At 39.3% G+C, this 13,659-nt stretch carries 13 protein-coding genes; 6 read left to right on the forward strand and 7 right to left on the reverse strand.

Features of this window, described 5'->3' with window-relative positions:
- The first annotated feature begins 514 nt into the window (after positions 1 to 514).
- The 6 genes from RZ78_RS00100 (at position 515) to RZ78_RS00125 (ending at position 6,773) form a co-directional block, all read left to right on the forward strand.
- Positions 515 to 1,705, forward strand: coding sequence for a metal-dependent hydrolase family protein (locus RZ78_RS00100; RefSeq protein ID WP_054607692.1), 1,191 nt, complete (start codon positions 515 to 517; stop codon positions 1,703 to 1,705).
- A 17-nt stretch (positions 1,706 to 1,722) separates the two neighbouring features.
- Positions 1,723 to 3,366, forward strand: coding sequence for a peptide ABC transporter substrate-binding protein (locus tag RZ78_RS00105; protein WP_054607693.1), 1,644 nt, complete (start codon positions 1,723 to 1,725; stop codon positions 3,364 to 3,366).
- Positions 3,367 to 3,544: 178 nt separating this feature from the next.
- Entirely contained in the window at positions 3,545 to 4,711 is a 1,167-nt protein-coding gene (locus RZ78_RS00110) for an aminotransferase class I/II-fold pyridoxal phosphate-dependent enzyme (RefSeq protein WP_054607694.1), read from the forward strand.
- Positions 4,712 to 5,701 (forward strand): D-2-hydroxyacid dehydrogenase, encoded by a 990-nt coding sequence (locus RZ78_RS00115; RefSeq protein WP_054607695.1) that lies wholly within the window; start codon positions 4,712 to 4,714, stop codon positions 5,699 to 5,701.
- A gap of 98 nt (positions 5,702 to 5,799) precedes the next feature.
- Positions 5,800 to 6,249: a MarR family winged helix-turn-helix transcriptional regulator gene (locus RZ78_RS00120; RefSeq protein WP_054607696.1), complete on the forward strand. Its 450-nt coding sequence runs from the start codon at positions 5,800 to 5,802 to the stop codon at positions 6,247 to 6,249.
- 11 nt (positions 6,250 to 6,260) lie between these two features.
- Positions 6,261 to 6,773, forward strand: coding sequence for a GNAT family N-acetyltransferase (locus RZ78_RS00125; protein ID WP_202812706.1), 513 nt, complete (start codon positions 6,261 to 6,263; stop codon positions 6,771 to 6,773).
- 25 nt (positions 6,774 to 6,798) lie between these two features.
- Here the strand turns inward: RZ78_RS00125 and RZ78_RS00130 are convergent, their stop codons facing one another.
- The 7 genes from RZ78_RS00130 to sufC form a co-directional block, all read right to left on the reverse strand.
- On the reverse strand, positions 6,799 to 7,119 hold the full coding sequence (locus RZ78_RS00130) for a hypothetical protein (protein ID WP_054607698.1): 321 nt from the start codon (positions 7,117 to 7,119) through the stop codon (positions 6,799 to 6,801).
- Between the two features lie 89 nt (positions 7,120 to 7,208).
- Entirely contained in the window at positions 7,209 to 8,576 is a 1,368-nt protein-coding gene (locus RZ78_RS00135; protein WP_054607699.1) for an aspartate ammonia-lyase, read from the reverse strand.
- A gap of 140 nt (positions 8,577 to 8,716) precedes the next feature.
- A complete protein-coding gene (sufB, locus tag RZ78_RS00140) occupies positions 8,717 to 10,126 on the reverse strand; it encodes a Fe-S cluster assembly protein SufB (protein ID WP_054607700.1) in 1,410 nt (469 codons plus the stop codon).
- Entirely contained in the window at positions 10,110 to 10,532 is a 423-nt protein-coding gene (gene sufU / locus RZ78_RS00145) for a Fe-S cluster assembly sulfur transfer protein SufU (protein WP_054607701.1), read from the reverse strand. The genes sufB and sufU overlap by 17 nt, the downstream gene beginning before the upstream one ends.
- Positions 10,519 to 11,733 (reverse strand): aminotransferase class V-fold PLP-dependent enzyme, encoded by a 1,215-nt coding sequence (locus RZ78_RS00150; protein WP_054607702.1) that lies wholly within the window; start codon positions 11,731 to 11,733, stop codon positions 10,519 to 10,521. Before RZ78_RS00150 ends, sufU begins: the two co-directional genes overlap by 14 nt.
- Positions 11,726 to 12,883 (reverse strand): SufD family Fe-S cluster assembly protein, encoded by a 1,158-nt coding sequence (locus tag RZ78_RS00155; RefSeq protein ID WP_054607703.1) that lies wholly within the window; start codon positions 12,881 to 12,883, stop codon positions 11,726 to 11,728. Before RZ78_RS00155 ends, RZ78_RS00150 begins: the two co-directional genes overlap by 8 nt.
- Positions 12,883 to 13,656 carry a Fe-S cluster assembly ATPase SufC gene (gene sufC, locus RZ78_RS00160; RefSeq protein WP_054607704.1) on the reverse strand — a complete coding sequence of 258 codons (774 nt, stop codon included), beginning with the start codon at positions 13,654 to 13,656 and terminating at the stop codon, positions 12,883 to 12,885. Before sufC ends, RZ78_RS00155 begins: the two co-directional genes overlap by 1 nt.
- Positions 13,657 to 13,659: the final 3 nt, after the last annotated feature.

Raw genomic sequence — 13,659 nt, forward strand, 5'->3', positions numbered from 1 at the left:
AGTTTGTAAAGCAAACTAGTTAATTTACTAAAAAAGATTTAAATATGATCTATATTATTAGAATTAAATGAGAGTGGTAAACGCTTCTGTGTAGCTATTATTATTTTATCTAATGTTAGTATCGAAAACGTAAATGGCAAAATGGTTAGAAAATCATTGACCTTTTTAAACTCAAAGTCTAGTATTTGAAATGTTCAATAAATAAAAAATAAATAACTAATAAAACATTTTTGATGAAGGTAATTAGATCTTTAGCCGTACTAAGCGAGTGTCGTTGCTGAAAGGACATTGCGACTACTGATTGAAAGACTTGATTGTATAAGTTCACTTTTCCAGGTGAAATGGTTGTACCCATTATCGTACCGCGTATGAAGCATTAATTTGTGTAGTACGAGCGAGAAAATATTTGTGAAGATATTTTGAATCTGGGTGGTACCGCGTTACAAACGTCCCTTGGCCGATTGGCTGAGGGGCGTTTTTTTAGTTATTTGTTAAAAAGTTGGGAGAGATTTATATGCATAGAAAAATTTTTAAAAACGCCAACATCTTTGATGGAGTCCACGAAGATGTCTTTAAAGATTTTAGTTTTGCAGTCGATGTAGAAACAGGGAAGATTACTGAAATTGCTCAAGAAATTTCGCCAGCAGCAGACGATGAAGTAATTGATGTAAATCATAAGTTTGTCGCTCCGGGTTTAATCAATGCCCACACTCACATCACCAGTGATCCTAACATTAGCACTGGAGGTGATAAGGACGTTGTAGAAACCACAGTCGATGCCATCAAGGCATTACGAGCATTCTTAAAATCTGGCTGTACATACGTCAGACAATGCGGTGCTAGATACGGAATCGATATTCCAATCAAGCGTTTAATTACCGAAGGCAAAATCGATAATGTCCCACACGTGATGGCCTCAGGAAAGGCCTACACAATGACTGGTGGACATGGTGATTATGCTAACGGCGGAAACGTTGTTGATTCTCCAGATGAAATGAGAAAGAAGATTCGTGAAGGATTAAAAGCTGGTGCTGATTGCATCAAGATCATGGCATCTGGAGGTGTCATGTCACCTGGTGACTTCATGGACGAAGCTCAATTAACGATTGAGGAAATGAAGGTCGCCGTTTACGAAGCACATAACAAACATAAGATTGTCGCAGCTCACGCTGAAGGTAATCCAGGAATCAGAAACGCCATTGAAGCTGGTGTAGATTCTATCGAACACGGTTTTTACGTTGACGATGAAGAAATCGCAATGATGAAAGAACGTGGCACATATATTGTTCCAACCATTATCGCCGCAGCATCTGTAACCGAAAAGGGTAAGGAAACATTACCTAAGTGGGAACACCAAAAGATGGCTAACGCAATGGATGATGCATATACCAATGTCAAAAAGGCTTATCAAAACGGCGTCAACATTGCATTAGGTACTGATGCAGGAACACCTTATAACTACTTTGATATGACCACTCCTAAGGAATTAGAGATGATGGTTGAACGCATCGGAATGAGTGAATTTGAAGCGTACAGAACTTCTTACAAAGCCGCCGAGTTAATGAAAATTGATGATGAATACGGCTCAATCGAGAAAGATAAATATGCGGATTTCATAATCATTGATGACAACCCAATGGAAGACATCAAAGCAGTCCAACAAACAGATAAAGAAGTGTACGTAAGCGGAAGAAAAGAATTTTAGACTAGGGGATGAATTTTATGAAGAAAAACAAAATGATTATCGGATCAACCATGATTATGATGGCCATTGGTTTAGTTGCCTGTGGTAAATCTAACTCAGCAAGTGAAACATCAAATAACGGAACTACCAAGCCAATTAATTGGATGTCTACAGCAGAAATTACAACTTTAGACCCATCAAAGATTGTTGATACATCAACTGCTAATACTGCTTTAAATGCAGAACAAGGATTATTAACATATGGTGAAAAAGGAAAGTTAGATTATGGAATTGCCAAGAGTTACGATGTTTCAAAAGATGGTAAGACATACACATTCCATTTAAGAGATAACGCTAAATGGAGCAATGGCACTAAGGTAACTGCCAAGGACTTTGTTTACGGAGCTCAAAGAACAGTTAACCCAAAAACTGCCGCACAAAATACATATGATTTCGATCATGTCGTAAATTACGAAGCTATTAGTAAGGGTCAAATGTCATACAAGAAGTTAGGTGTATATGCACCTAATGACAAGACGGTAGTATATAAACTATCTAACCCACAACCATACTTTAAGTACCTAGTAGCTGGTACTGATTTCCTACCTCAAAACCAAGCTTTCGTAGAATCAAAGGGTAGCAAGTATGGAACTAACTCAGAAAATCAAATTTACGATGGACCATTTAAGGTTACCGGCTGGACCGGAACCAATGATACTTGGATGCTAGAAAAGAACGACAACTACTGGGATGCCAAGAGTACTAAACTAGAAAAGATTAAGATTAGCGTTCAAAAAGATGCTAACACTGCCTACAACGAATACCAATCAGGTCAATTGGATGAAATGATGTTAGCTGATAAAGAACAAGTTAAACATTACAAGGGCACTCCTGAATTCCATCAATTAGCCAGTGCACGTAACAACTACCTAGAATTTAACGAAGATAGAATTCCTGCATTTAAGAACGTCAACATCAGAAAAGCTCTATCAATGGTAGTTAACAGAGATCAATTTGTTAACGACGTAATGGGTGATGGTTCATTCCCAGCTAAGGGATTAGTTTCAACTGGAATGATGAGTAGAAACGGTGTTGACTTTGCAGATGCTGCTTACGTTAAGGATGCTGCTACCTACAACAAGAAGAAGGCACTATACTACTGGAACAAAGGGATGAAAGAAATCGGTAAGAAGACACTTACATTCAACATCTTGTTCGATGATACTTCTGAAGGTAAATCAATCACTGAATTCCTACAAAGTTCAGCATTTAGTCAACTACCTGGTTTGAAGGTAACTGCTACTAACATTCCAACTAAGGCTCGTTTGAGTAGACAAATTGCTTACGATTACGACGCCACAGTTACTGGATGGAGCACCACTTACCCAGACCCAATCTCATTCCTACAATTGCTAACAAGTACCTACCCATACAACTTTGCAAGATGGAAGAATGCTGAATACGACAAGTATGTAAATGCTGCATCAACTACCGATGCCAACAATTCAGCAAAACGTTGGGATGACATGGTTAAGGCCGAAAAGATTCTTATGAACGATCAAGGTGCCGTACCATTCTACCAAAGCTCAGAACCACAAGTTGTTAAGACTAACATCAAAAACGTTACTCACTCAGCTACTGGTTTGGAATGGAACTTCAGCAAAGCATACGTTGAAAAATAACATTAAAAAGAACCCGATTACCGGGTTCTTTTTTATTTTGTCAATTTACTTAGATGAAATTAATTCATTTTTCTAATACAAAATTAATAATTAGTTTGACATTGGCTATATAATCGTAATAATATATCGATAATGTTTCTAATCATTTTCTAATATTTGTAAAGGGAGGTTGATTAATATGTCTAAATTAATTAACAAAATTAGTGACAGAATGAGTAACGTTAAACCTGATGTCTTATTAGGTTTCAGCGATTCAATTTCTGATGTTGAAGGTTTAATTCCATTAACAATTGGAGAACCTGACTTCAACACACCTGATCACATTAAGGAGGCAGCAATTGCGGCAATCAACAACAACCACAGTCATTACACTGATTCACGTGGCGTTAAGGAATTGCGCGATGCTGCCGTTAAATTTTTAGCAGATAAATACGATTTACATTACGATTCTGAAACTCAGTTCATCGCCACTGTTGGTGTTACCGAAGCGCTATTTATCACGTTTGGAGCATTGCTAAACCCTGGGGATGGCGTTGTGGTACCTTCACCCGCGTTTTCTCCATATTTTAACAATGTTGAATTCTTTGGCGCTCATTCGGTAGAAGTTGATACATCCGACGATGGATTTGTCCTAACTCCCGAAAAATTAGAAGCAGCGATTAAGGAACACCCAACAATTAAAATTGTCATCATCAATACACCAAACAACCCAACTGGAGTGTCATACACTTCAGAACAATTAAAGGGCTTGGCTGATGTGATTGAAAAACACGACCTCGTCTGTTTTAGCGACGAAATTTACAGTGAATTAACTTACGATCAAGAACATGAATCAATTGCGAAATTCATTCCTGAACGCACAATTGTATTCAATGGACTATCTAAGTCACATGCGATGACAGGATGGAGAGTTGGTCTGGTTTATGGACCAGAAGAAATCATCCATACTGCGCGCTCAATTCACGAATACACTGCCACATCATTACCTGGTGTCGTTCAATACGCCGCCGTTGAAGCTTTAACTAACGGTAAAGATGATGGTATTGAAATGAGAAAAGTTTACGAAAAGCGCCGTAACTTACTACGTCAGGGATTAGCTGATGCAGGAATTGAAAGTCCTAACCCAATTGGTGCATTTTACATCTTTGGTAAGATTCCTGAAAAATTTGGCGACGATGACTTTGAATTCTGTCGTCGAGTTGCCAGAGAAGCCAAGGTTGGAACAATGCCTGGTAGTGCGTTTGGTAAATCTGGAAAGGGGTATTTCCGTTTAAGTTATGCAACCAGTGAAGACAATTTGAATGAAGCAGTGAAACGCATTGCTAAGTTTGTGGAGGATAACTAGATGAAAATACTAATGTTTAACACCCAACCATATGAAGTAGAAACTTTTGCAAAAATTGCTGATGATTTGAAGGTCCAAATCGACTGGACAGAAGAGGGACTATCCCTTGATAATGTCGATAAGACCAAGGATTACGATGCAATTACTATCCAACAACACGGTAACCTTGAAGGCGAAGATTTATACAAACGTTTGGCCGAAAATGGTATCAAACAAATTTCGTTACGTAGTACCGGATACGAAATTATTGATTTAGATCTAGCCAACAAATACAACCTAAAAGTTACCAATGTTTCTGGGTACTCACCTCGCTCAGTCAGTGAATTAGTATTAGCTGATACCATGGCATTATTACGCCGTTTAAAGGATTACAGCAAGCGTGAGGAACGAAACGACTTTAGTTGGACTGGTGCGCAAGCCCGTGAAATTCACAACTTAACCGTTGGAGTAATCGGAGCCGGTACCATCGGAAGTGCATCCGCACGTATTTTTAGAGCGCTAGGCGCTCGTGTGTTAGCATACGATCCAGTCCAACGAACTGATTTGGCTGATACGGTCGAATACGTAGATGTAAACTACCTATTATCAGAATCTGATGTCGTAACCCTACACACACCATTAACGCCTGAAATGGACCGTTTTATGAATTTTGATCGATTCAAGAAGATGAAAAACGATGCTATTTTCATCAACGCCTCCCGTGGTGGAGTTGTTGATACTGACGCGTTGGTTGCTGCCCTAGAAGCCGGTGAAATCGGTGCAGCAGGAATTGATGTGTTTGATGGTGAAGCTGGAATTACCAGTGTCGACCTTGGTGACAAGGGATACGACAATGACAACTTAAAAGCTTTAATTGCGATGGATAACGTAATTGTTACTCCACATATTGCCTTCTTTACCGACATTGCGGTCTACAATATGGCGTTATTCTCAACGAGAGATGCTATCAAGATTGTTAACGGAGAAGAGGCTGTGTACCCCGTTAATTAAAGAAACAAAAAAGAGCTCATTATGAGCTCTTTTTTTGTTGGAAAATAATATGTAATTGTGATATAGTTGCATTTGCAACAAAAAACGGAGGTGCTTGTATGGATTCATTAAGGAAAATAGGTGTGATAGCAAGGTCTTTGGATTCAATTAGTAATATAGAGTTTAAGGAATATGAATTATCAAAGGGGCAATATCTATATTTAGTCCGTATAGGCGAAAATCCTGGGATTATTTTACAACAACTATGTGAAATGATTTGTGTTGATAAGACAACTGGTAGCAGGTCCGTTAACAATTTAGTAAAAGCACAGTTAATAAGAAAAGAAATTAGTGTAAATAATAGAAAAAATCAGCTCTTATACCTGACTGAAAAAGGAAAAGAAATGTATGACATTGTAGATAGGGAGAATAAGTATTCTAATGAAGTTGCTCTTAATGGTTTTAGCGCATCCGAAAGAAAATTATTTAATCAATTATTAGATAAAGCCAAAGACAATGTCGTAAAAGATTGGCAAAAAGTCAAACGTGGTGAGAAAAGAGACTACTAGGAGGCGTTATTATGATTGAAATGAAGAAAGTTAAATTATCTGATGTTTACGAACTTCGTCAAATTAGTATTGAAACTTTCAAAGATACTTTTGGTGATGATAACAGTCAGCAAGATTTAGAAGAAATGTTTGAGAACAATTATGGAATTGATCAGCTAAAGAAGGAAATTAGCGATGATAAAACTGATTTCGAGTTTATCTACGTTGATAATGAATTGGCTGGTTACCTAAAGATTAATATTGATGAAGCTCAATCTGAAGATATGGGCAGTGACTATTTAGAAGTTGAAAGAATTTACATCAGAAAGAATTTTAAACGTCGCGGCTTAGGATCTCAATTTATGAACTACGCGATTAATGCTGCTAAAGAAGCGGATAAGAGCTTTATTTGGCTTGGCGTTTGGGAAAACAATACAAACGCGATTGGTTTCTATCAAGTAAAAGGATTTACGCCTTTCTCTGAACACATCTTTGTTGTTGGTTCCGATAAACAAAGAGATATTTTAATGAAAAAAGCAATATAAAAAGAGCTCATTATGAGCTCTTTTTTTAGTTATATAAACTATATACGCTTAATAGGACTGAAATGATTAAATTAATCAAAATGATGGTAAAACCAAGTGTCCCGTTTGCGACTAGAATGATTCCTAAGATAAATACGATGATGCCGATTACTGCGGGGATCATCCAATTGTTTTTCCAGAAAAATAAAATGATTTCAACAAATGTCAAAATGGTGATTAACCATAATAGTGTTAGTGAAAAATCAGTTACGTATAAGTCTGAAATATCTTTGATGGTGATAATTAGCATGTAGACAGTCATCAAAAGACTGATGGCAGCTAACACGCCTTTAGTAGTTTTTTGCATTTGTATTCAACTCCTGACTTTATTTTAAATGTCTCAGGGTTGCTTGTAAAACTAAAATAAAAAAGAGCTCTATTCGAGCTCTTTTTTTATTAGCTTTCACCGTTAACTAGATATTCTGGGGAGAATAGTTGTTTAACTTTTTCAGGAGATAAAATATGGTTTTGAATTAGTAGGTTTGGTACAGTCTTGTTTTCCTTGGTGGCTGTCTTGATTAGTTCGGTGGTCTTGTTGTAACCCAAGATAGGAGATAGGACTGTGGCGGTTACGGCTGATTTACGAACGTCATCTAGACACTGTTTAACATTGACGTCGATACCGTCTAGACAGTGGTCAACCAATGTTTCGATTGCGCGTGCCAAGTGAACTTCGGCGGTTAGGATGCTCTTGAACATGATTGGTTCAAAGGCATTTAGTTCCAATTGACCGGCTTCTGAAGCGGCAGTGACGGTGGCGTCAAAACCGATTACTTCAAAGGCAACCTGGTTCACAACTTCTGGGATAACAGGGTTAACCTTGTTAGGCATGATTGATGAACCGGCTTGGCGTTTTGGTAGGATTAATTCATTCAAACCAGATTGTGGACCGCTACCAAGTAGACGTAAGTCGTTACTGAACTTGGATAAGTCAACGGCCAATGTTTTTAAACTAGAGGAGAATGCGACGAAGTGATCTGTGTTTTGAACAGCGTCGATTAAATCTTCATCCTGTTTTAGATCGAAACCGGTAATCTTGTTAATTTCGTCCACGATGTGATCACGGTAGTACTTAGTGGTGTTAGTACCAGTACCGATGGCAGTTCCACCCATGCTGACGGCCTTTAGTTCATTTTCAGCGCTGTTGATTCGTTTCAAATCACGACGGAATAATGAAGCGTAAGCATGGAATGTTTTTCCATAGGTAGTAGGAACGGCATCCTGAAGTTGGGTTCGACCTAGTTTAATGGTGAACTGGAATTTCTTGGATAGTTCATCTAGGATTTCGATTAATCGATTAATTTCGCTGGTTAATTTTGGTAAACGTTTAATCATTGCTAGTTTACCAGCTGTTGGGTAGGTATCGTTAGTAGATTGTGCCTGGTTAACATCATCGTTTGGATGAATGAAGACATCAGGGTGTAATTTCATTGCGACATTGGCAATTACTTCATTTACGTTCATATTTGTGGAAGTTCCGGCCCCACCTTGGATTGCTGGAGTGATAAAACTCTCTGGTGAGGGGTGCTCAAGTAAGTAGTCGCAAGCATCTACGACTGTGTTATATTTTATAACATCAGTCGCTTTTGCACCGTAATTTGCGGTGATTGAGGCTTTTTTAATCTGAATGTAACTTTCGATCAAAAGCGGGTCAACTTTCTCTTCTGTAATCGGGAAATTCCCTGCGGCTCTAAGGGAGTGGATACCATACAAAGCATCATCAGGAACTTCTAGTTTACCAACACAATCTTTTTCGATACGCATAAAAACATCTCCTAAAATAGTTATATGTTATAAAATATTACATTAAGTATAAACTAAATCTTTAATTAGTCAAATGAAATATCTAAATTTGTTTCACATGAAACAAAAGCGCCCCTAGAAAAGCTCTAGGGGCGCTAGTTTTAACCAACGGAATCTTCCATTTGGTAATCAATTAATTTATTTAATTCCATCGCGTATTCCATTGGAAGTTGGTTTGAGAAGGGTTCAATGAATCCCATGATAATCATCTTAGTAGCCTGAGCTTCGGATAAGCCACGGCTCATTAAGTAGTATAGGTCGGTTTCTGAAATCTTTGAAACCTTGGCTTCGTGTTCGATTTCTGAATCACCGTTGTAAATGTCATTGTGCGGAATGGTGTCACTCATTGAGTCATCATCCATGATGATCGTGTCGCATTCAATGTGTGACTTAGAGTAGTGAGCATCTTCAATCATACGGATTGTTCCACGGTAGTTACAAATCCCACCATCTTTACAGATTGATTTTGATACCACGTTGGATGAAGTGTGAGGAGCATGGTGCCTCATGATGCATCCGGTATCTTGGTAAATGTCACCGCTGGCAAATGCGATTGATAGCATTGTTCCGTTGGCGTAGGGACCATTCAAATCGATACTTGGGTACTTCATGGTGACCTTGGATCCTAGGTTTCCGTCGACCCATTCCATTGTGGCATTTTCATCTGCGGAAGCACGTTTGGTTTCCAAACTGTAAACATTGTCGGACCAGTTTTGAATGGTGGTGTAACGACAAAAGGCGTTCTTCTTCACGAAGACTTCGACGTCGGCTGCATGCAAACTATCTTCTGAGTAGTTAGGGGCGGTACAACCTTCAACGTAGTTCACACTGGCATCTTCATCAACTATGATGAGGGTTCTTTCGAATTGACCGGTTCGACCGGCATTGATTCTAAAGAATGCCTGAATTGGAATCTTGGCATGGACACCCTTTGGAACGTACAAGAAGACACCACCAGACCAAACCGCTGTGTTTAGCGCAGCGAATTTGTTCATTTGAGGTGTTACTAGTTTACCGAAGTATTCCTTCACTAAATCAGGGTGTTCTTTTAATGCTGTATCGGTATCGGAAAAGATGATTCCCATGTCGGCGAATTCTTTTTTGATGTTGGCGTAAACAGCTTCTGATTCGTATTGAGCTTCGGCACCAGCTAGGTATTTACGTTCTGCTTCTGGCACCCCGATTTTTTCAAAGGTGTTCTTAATATCTTCTGGAACATCATCCCAACTACGTGATACTGAATCGGTCGCTCTTTGGAAGTATCTGATTTTGCTTAAGTCGAGATCAGATAGGTCGGGACCAAAGTCAGGCATGGGTAGTTTTTGGAAGATTTTAAAAGCATTCAAACGAATATCTAACATCCATTTGGGTTCATGTTTTTGTGCTGAGATTTCGCGGACGATATCTTCAGTTAGGCCATCACCGGTTGAAAAGACGGGTTTAACGTTGTCTTTAAAACCGTATTGATAATCATCATTTAAGTGTTGGATTGATTTATCGATTGATATCATCTCCGTTAATTAATTGATAAATTGCTTTGAAGGGAAGCATGGCACATTTAATGCGAATTGGTAGGTGCACGACAGATTGAAAGGCGACTAAATCACCTAACAGTTCTTCGTTAAAATCTTCGTGTGTCATCATTTTGGACATATTTAAAACGAGTTCATTGATTTGATCAGCGGATTTATCTTGAATTGCTTCTAACATCATCTGAGTAGCACCCTTACAAATAATGCAGCCATCGCATGCCACTTGTAGGTTTTCTACGTTGGGTTGCTTTGCATCAGCAGCCATCATAATGTCATCACCACAGGTGGGATTAGTTAGATGGACGTCTGAATCAAACTGATTATTGTTAGGGCATTCACTGGCTTTTTGCATGATGATGCGTTGATAAATGTTACTTAGATCCATTGAAAAATTCCTTCATTTCGTTAATACAGTCGACTAGTCGGTTGCATTCTTCAATCGTGTTGTAAATGTAGAGACTAGCACGTAATGTCGCGTTGACTCCCAGTTTGTGGGTTAGTGGTTCGGCACAGTGTTGACCAGCTCTGACGTCGATATTCTTAGAGTCAAGGAAGGTTGCAGCGTCGTGTGGGTGAATATTGTCGACGTTAAAAGAGACGATTCCAGTTTGACGTTTAGTTGGTCCGTATACTGAAACACTGTCTAATGCATTAAGTTGGTCGTATAGGTATTGACCTAGTTTTTCACATTGTGCCTGCACGTTAGTCATTTTAAGTTCTTTTAGATAAGAAATTGCGGCGTCTAAACCGATGACACCCTCAATATTTGGGGTGCCGGCTTCTAGTCTGTATGGAATGTCTTTGACCTTGTAGTCGGTAGTTGATACTGATTCAATCATCTCGCCGCCGACACGGGGACTATCCATGTTTTCTAGTAAATCTTGTTTACCGTATAAAACCCCGATTCCGGTTGGTGCCATCATCTTGTGTCCGGAAAAGGCTAACCAGTCAATTGGTGTTTCTTGCACATCGATTGGTAATTCGGGAGCAGCTTGCGCACCGTCGACTAGGATGTCAGCGCCGTGTTCATGAGCCAATGTGGTTAGTTGATCAATGGGATTGATGTTTCCTAAGACATTGGAAACGGCAGTGACTGCCACTAATTTGGTTTTGTCGGAAATGATTTGTTTAGCGGCATTTAAGTCGAGGTTGGCATCTTCATTTAGCGGAATGAATTTCAAAGTTGCGCCGTTATTTTTCGCAATCTTTTGCCATGGAAGGAGGTTACTGTGGTGTTCTGCGATTGAAACCACAATCTCGTCACCATATTTTATGTGCTTTGCATAATATCCGTTAGCGATTAAGTTAATGCTATCGGTGGTACCAGCAGAAAAGACGATTTCTTTTGCGCTACTGGCATTAATGAATGAGGCAATGTTTTGTCTGGATTGTTCAAACATTTCTGTCGTTTCCCCGGCATCAGTGTAGACGCTTCGGTGCACGTTGAAATTGTGGTTAGTGTAAAAGTTACTGATTGCGTCAATGACGTACTTTGGCTTTTGAGTCGTTGCAGCGTTGTCAAAGTAAATCATATCTGAATGCTCTTTGAAGATGGGAAAGTGATGACGAATGTTTAGACTATCCATGAATACGCTCCTCTAAGTTATTTAATAGGTGTTCTTGAACTGATTTGTCGGGGAATTTTTCAATTAAAGGTGTCAAGAATCCGCGGGTTAATAGGAAACGGGCGGTCTTGGTGTCAATTCCTCTTGTTTTTAAATAGTATAGCTGTTCGGGGTTAACTTTACCAACACTCGCAGCGTGACCGGCAACCACATCGTGATTGTCGATTAAAAGAATTGGGTCAATTTTCCCCTTACTTTCGTGACTTAAAGTCAATAGTCGACTGATTTGATCTGAATCAGAGTCGCTAGCTTCCAGCTTAATTTGACCAGTAGTATCGTAGACAGTCTTGGATTTATCGGCGACGATACCACGTTGTGATATCAAGCCACTCGTATTGGGACTTTTATTGATAATTTTGGTTTGAACTACTTGGTTTTGGTTTTGATCGGATAGACTCACTAGATTAATTCTAGCGGAACTGCCCATACCATCGAGGTCAATGTTGCTGTAGTAGCGACTGTCACCATGATTAAATAGTCCGACATAAGTCTTTAAGTTGGCGTTTTGCGCTAAATAAGCATTTAAAACGCGGTGAGATTTTTCGCTATTAGTCATTGCAGCGTCATAGAAGGAGACGTTGGCGTGATCTCCTAGCAATACTTCAATCATTAGGCGGTCGTTTTTAGGGTGTTGTTTTGAATCCTTGTAGGTGAATGAAACTTCACTTCCTGAAGCAGCGATAATTAGGAGGTGTTTTTCCTGCATGTTGTGATCGACTAAGTCGGAGATGTCGATTGATTCATCAACGCAGACATCTTTAGGGATGAAAACAAACCCACCACTTTGTAGATACGCAAGATGGTTCGCATTTAATGCGTTATCACGCCAATAAATTGCTTTTTCCATCAAGTTTTCTTGGATTAGTTCCGGAAACTCGTTTGCAGCGGCGAACAAGTCCATCATGATAATGCCTAAATCCTGTAAGTTTTTAGGTGCTAAGTTTTGCGTATCTATTGAACGGGAGTTAAGTTCAGGAGATTCAAAGTGAAACTTGCGAAGTGGTGCGGGAACCTTCATCGTCTTTTTCATATCGTTTGCGACAATGCGTTTAACGGTTAACCATTGTGGTTCGTTATGTGATTGGGCAAATTCTTGAACTGACATACTCATTATTCATCCACCAGCTTTACGTCGATGCCTAATTGATCACGCAATTGGGCGTAACCGTTTTGTTCTAGTTGTTCAGCTAGGTGATAGTCACCGCTGGTAACGACGCGACCACCCATCATAACGTGAACGACATCTGGTTTAACGTAACGTAAGATGCGGTTGTAGTGGGTGATGATAAGTGAAGAGAAGTTATCGTCTCGCATGTGATTGATTCCCTTTGAAACAACTTTTAAGGCGTCGATATCTAGCCCAGAATCGATTTCATCTAGGATGGCTAGATTGGGTTGAATCATCATCATTTGAAGGATTTCGTTTCGTTTCTTTTCACCACCGGAGAAACCTTCGTTAAGGTATCTGTCGGTGTATGATTCGTCGATATCTAAGAAGTCCATGACGTAGTCTAAACGTTTCATGAAGTCTAAAACTGATACTGGTTTGTCAGCCACCGCATTCATTGCGGCATGAATGAAGTCGACATTTTTTATCCCACTGATTTCGGTAGGGTATTGCATACCAATGAAGAGACCCAAACGGGCACGTTCATCGGTTGCCATGTCGTTTAATTCCTTGCCATCGAATGAAATGGTTCCTTCAGTAATTGAATACTTTGGTGAACCCATGATGGTCTGAGAAAGAGTCGACTTACCAGTTCCGTTGGGTCCCATGATGACATGGACTTCACCGTCTGGGATGGTTAAGTTTAGTCCCTTGATGACTTCTTCATCGGTTTCATTGATTTTAACGTGTAGGTTTTCAATTTTTAACACAATAATCCT

Origin of the sequence: Apilactobacillus kunkeei, from assembly GCF_001308195.1 — a bacterium.
Lineage (GTDB): Bacteria > Bacillota > Bacilli > Lactobacillales > Lactobacillaceae > Apilactobacillus > Apilactobacillus kunkeei_C.

Coding starts and splice junctions, on each gene's coding strand:
- RZ78_RS00100 (WP_054607692.1), top strand. CDS start 515: ATGCATAGAAAAATTTTTAAAAACGCCAACATCTTTGATGGAGTCCAC.
- RZ78_RS00105 (WP_054607693.1), top strand. CDS start 1,723: ATGAAGAAAAACAAAATGATTATCGGATCAACCATGATTATGATGGCC.
- RZ78_RS00110 (WP_054607694.1), top strand. CDS start 3,545: ATGTCTAAATTAATTAACAAAATTAGTGACAGAATGAGTAACGTTAAA.
- RZ78_RS00115 (WP_054607695.1), top strand. CDS start 4,712: ATGAAAATACTAATGTTTAACACCCAACCATATGAAGTAGAAACTTTT.
- RZ78_RS00120 (WP_054607696.1), top strand. CDS start 5,800: ATGGATTCATTAAGGAAAATAGGTGTGATAGCAAGGTCTTTGGATTCA.
- RZ78_RS00125 (WP_202812706.1), top strand. CDS start 6,261: ATGATTGAAATGAAGAAAGTTAAATTATCTGATGTTTACGAACTTCGT.
- RZ78_RS00130 (WP_054607698.1), bottom strand. CDS start 7,119: ATGCAAAAAACTACTAAAGGCGTGTTAGCTGCCATCAGTCTTTTGATG.
- RZ78_RS00135 (WP_054607699.1), bottom strand. CDS start 8,576: ATGCGTATCGAAAAAGATTGTGTTGGTAAACTAGAAGTTCCTGATGAT.
- sufB (WP_054607700.1), bottom strand. CDS start 10,126: ATGATATCAATCGATAAATCAATCCAACACTTAAATGATGATTATCAA.
- sufU (WP_054607701.1), bottom strand. CDS start 10,532: ATGGATCTAAGTAACATTTATCAACGCATCATCATGCAAAAAGCCAGT.
- RZ78_RS00150 (WP_054607702.1), bottom strand. CDS start 11,733: ATGGATAGTCTAAACATTCGTCATCACTTTCCCATCTTCAAAGAGCAT.
- RZ78_RS00155 (WP_054607703.1), bottom strand. CDS start 12,883: ATGAGTATGTCAGTTCAAGAATTTGCCCAATCACATAACGAACCACAA.